Raw genomic sequence first — 3808 nt, forward strand, 5'->3', positions numbered from 1 at the left:
GCTCGCGGCCGCCCGGTCGTCGCCGGCGGCCGGCGCGGAGGTCGCCGTCCCCGCCGGGCGCGCGAACCCGGCGGTCGGCGCCGAGGCGCGGATCCGGTCCACCATCGAGCTCGTCGACTGCGACGGCACGTAGCCGAGGATCGAGACCTCGCCCCCGTACGCGCGCACCACGTCGGTCTCGTCGAGCATCTCGGGCGTGTAGTCGCCGCCCTTCGCGTAGACGTCGGGCTGCACCGCCTCCAGCAGCGGGATGGGCGTGTCCGTGTCGAACACGGTGATCACGTCGACGCACGACAGCTCGGCGAGCACGCCGGCGCGGTCCTCGGCGGTGTTCACCGGCCGGTCGGATCCCTTCAGCCGCCGCACCGAGTCGTCGCTGTTGAGCGCCACCACGAGCACGTCGCCGAGGCGGGCCGCCTGCCGGAGGTACGTGGTGTGCCCGCGGTGGAGCACGTCGAAGCAGCCGTTGGTGAAGACGATGCGCCGGCCGGCGGCGCGCTCGGCGGCCACCAGGTCGACGAGCTCCGCCTCGGACACCGTGCGGGACCGGGTCTCGCCGAGGTGGTCGGCGAGGGCCGCCGCGGAGCAGATGGAGGTGCCGGGCAGGCGCACGACCACGTCGGCCGCGGCCTGCGCGAAGTCGGCGCTCACGGCGAGCGTCAGGCCCACGGCGCGGGCGAGGGTCAGGGCGGCGACGAACGTGTCGCCGGCGCCCGACGCCTGCTTCTCGGGCACCGGGTGCGCGCGCGTCCGGTACGGCTCGCCCGCGCCGAGCACCACGGTGCCGTCGCGGTCGAGGGTCACGACCGCGGTGGCGGAGGAGGCCGCCGCGAGGATCGCGTCGCCGAGCCCCGCGACCACGGCGGCCCGGTCCTCGTCGCGTGCGAGCGGCCGGTCGACGAGCCGACCGGCCTCGCCCGCGTTGGGGGTGATGAGGTCGGGGCGCAGCGGCGCCCAGACGGCGGGGTCGTGGGCGTCGACCACCGTGAGGGCGGGGCGGCGCTCGCGGGCGGCGAGCGACTCGAGCACCACGCCGTGCAGGGTGCCGGTGCCGTAGTCGGACACGATCTCGGCGTCGGCCCCCGCGGAGGCCTCGAGGGCGGCGCGCGCGAGGGCGCGGGCGTCGTCGCGGTGCACGGGTCCGCGGTGCACGTCGTCGACCCGCACGATGACCTGGTCGTCGCCCACGATGCGCGTCTTCGTCGTGGTCCGCAGGCGCGGCGAGTGCACGAGGCCGGTGACGTCGACGCCCGCGGCCGCGAGCAGGTCGCGCACCCGGTCGCCCGCGGCGTCCTGGCCGACGAGGCCGACCATCCGCACGGTGCCGCCGAGGCTCGCGAGGTTCACGGCCGTGTTCGCGGCGCCGCCGAGCGACTGGATCCGCTCGGTCACGTCCACGACGGGCGCGGGCGCCTCGCGGGTCATGCGGTCGCTGTGGCCGCGCCACCACTCGTCGAGGATGACGTCGCCGATGACGGTGACGGTGGGGCGCCGCTCGGCGAGGAGGCCGATGATGCCGCGCAGCTCGCTGGTCATCGGGCGTCGCCCGCGTCGGTGCTGACGGAGCCGGTCGCGTCCTCGGCCGGGGTGGTGACGGCCGGCGCGTCGCCGGCGTCGAGCACGGGCAGCCCGAGGTGCACGACCGTGGTGGTGCTCATCTCGTCGAGGAGCTCGGGGCCGTAGCCGAAGCCGGATCCGCTGCGGCCGCGGGGCTGCGCGGCCCCGCCGGGTGCGCCGCCGAAGACGCCGTTGACCTTGATCGTGCCGACCGGCAGCTCGGCCGCGGCGCGCTGCGCGTGCTCCATCGACGCGGTGAGGACGCTCGCGGCGAGGCCGTACCGGTCGTCGGACGCCCGGGCGAGCGCCTCGTCGAAGTCCTCGACGACGCGCACGGCCGCGACGGGGCCGAAGGTCTCGTGCGTCATGACGGTCATGTCGTCGGTGCAGTCGACCAGCACGGTCGCGGGGTAGCGGGATCCGGGTCCGTCGGGCACGTGCCCGCCGACGAGCGCGCGGGCGCCCTCCGTGAGCGCCTGGGCGACCTGCTCGTGCACGGCGTCGCGCATGCGCTCGTCGACCAGCGGCCCGAGGTCGCCCGAGGAGTTCCAGCGCTCGGCCTCCGCGACGAGCGCGGCGGTGAAGCGCTCGGCGATGGCGCGGTGCACGTAGATCCGCTCCACCGAGGTGCAGATCTGGCCGGCGTTGGCGAAGGAGCCGAGGGCGGCCTGCGCGGCGGCCCAGGCGGGGTCGACGCCCGCGTCCACGAGGAGGGGGTCGTTGCCGCCGTTCTCGCGGATGACGTGGGTGGGGGTGCCCGCCGCGCGGCGCGCGATGGCCTCGCCGGCGGCGGTGGACCCGACGTGCGCGACGACGCGCGTGTCCGCGTGCGCCACGAGCCGGTCGCCGACGTCGCCGCCGCCGACCACGGAGACGAGCACGCCCTCGGGCAGGGCGTCCGCGAGCACCTTCCCGAGCAGCTCGCCGAGGTGCGGGCAGCGCTCGCTGGGCTTGTGGACCACGGTGTTGCCCATCACGAGCGCCGCGCCGATGATGCCCGCCGCGACCGCCACCGGGTCGTTCCACGGCGTGAGCGCGACCGTGACTCCGCGGGGCCGCGGCACGGAGTAGTCGACGGCGGGGAGCGTGCCGAGGAGGGCCTTCCCGCGGTGGACGGGCCCGAGCTCGGAGTACTGCAGCAGCGTGTCGACGCCCGCGCCGACGCCGCCGAGGGCGTCGCCGTGCGGCTTGCCGGTCTCGCGCACGTTGAGCTCCGCGAGCTCCTCGGCGTGCTCGGCCAGCGCGTGGGCGGCCCGGCGGACGGCCTGCCCGCGCTGGGCGGGCGGCATCGCGGCCCACGCGGCCGACGCGGCCACGGACCGGCGCACCGCGGCATCGACCTCCTCGGGGCTCGACGCGTCGATGGACCCCACGAGCGAGCCGTCGCGCGGATCCGTGATCGTCAGCGTCCCGGGTCCGGCCTCGGAGTCCTCGGGGTCGATCAGGGCATCCAGGTCGAGTGCGGTGTCCGTGGTCATCGTTCTCCTCGTGCGGGTCGGCGGCCCGCACGGCGTGCGCACGGGCGGGCGGCGCTCGCGCGCCCACCCGGCCCGTACCCACTTCCCCGTCCGCTCACACGGGGCGGGGACGCCGGCCTACGGCTCCCGGTGCCCGAGCTCCGGCTGCGCGAGGAACGCCACGACCGGATCCGCCGCCGCGCCCGTCTCGAACACGACGAGGTCGTTGCGGCCGGCCCGCAGCTGCGCGCCCGGCACGTAGAGCGTGTGCTGGGGCCCGCGGGTCCAGTAGCGGCCGAGCGCGAACCCGTTGACGAACGCGACGCCCTTGCCCCACGAGCGCGTGTCGAGGAACAGGTCGGCGGGCTCGTCCACCTCGAAGGACGCGTGCGCGAGCACCGGGCCGTCGAGGAAGCGCACCGGTACGTCGGGCTCGCCCGCGAGTGCGGCGGCCGAGGTCACCGAGGCGGCCATCGCGCCGAGGTCGAGCGGCAGGCTCTCCCACCCGGTGAGCGCGGCGCCGTCGAGCGTCGCCGGCCCGATGAGGCCCTTCGCCTCGCCGATGCGCACGCCGTAGTTGACGCGTCCCTGGTCCTCCACCAGGACCTCGAGCACGCGGCCCGGCGGCACGGCGATGGCGGTCTCGTGCTGGTCGCGCTGGATCACGCCGACGCGCACCCCGTCCACGGAGACGACCGCCCGGTCGCGCACCTCCGCGAACGACAGCACGCGCGTGCGGTCGGACGCGGGCAGCGCCACCCGGTGCAGCGCGAAGCCGCGGAAGACGCCGAGCG

Annotated in this window: 2 protein-coding genes and 1 pseudogene; all 3 read right to left on the reverse strand. The window is 76.6% G+C overall.

Annotation, left to right across the window (positions count from 1 at the left end; translation table 11 throughout):
* Window positions 1–1536 (reverse strand): D-glycero-beta-D-manno-heptose 1-phosphate adenylyltransferase (gene rfaE2 / locus Q6969_RS13970; RefSeq protein WP_317230982.1); only part of this gene is annotated, 1536 nt, incomplete at its 3' end.
* Entirely contained in the window at window positions 1533–3035 is a 1503-nt protein-coding gene (locus Q6969_RS13975) for an aldehyde dehydrogenase family protein (protein WP_317230983.1), read from the reverse strand. The genes Q6969_RS13975 and rfaE2, both read right to left, overlap by 4 nt.
* A 117-nt stretch (window positions 3036–3152) precedes the next feature.
* Window positions 3153–3808: pseudogene (locus tag Q6969_RS13980) on the reverse strand (beta-galactosidase); the annotation flags it as partial.

Origin of the sequence: Clavibacter sp. MX14-G9D, from assembly GCF_032917815.1 — a bacterium.
GTDB lineage: Bacteria > Actinomycetota > Actinomycetes > Actinomycetales > Microbacteriaceae > Clavibacter > Clavibacter michiganensis_K.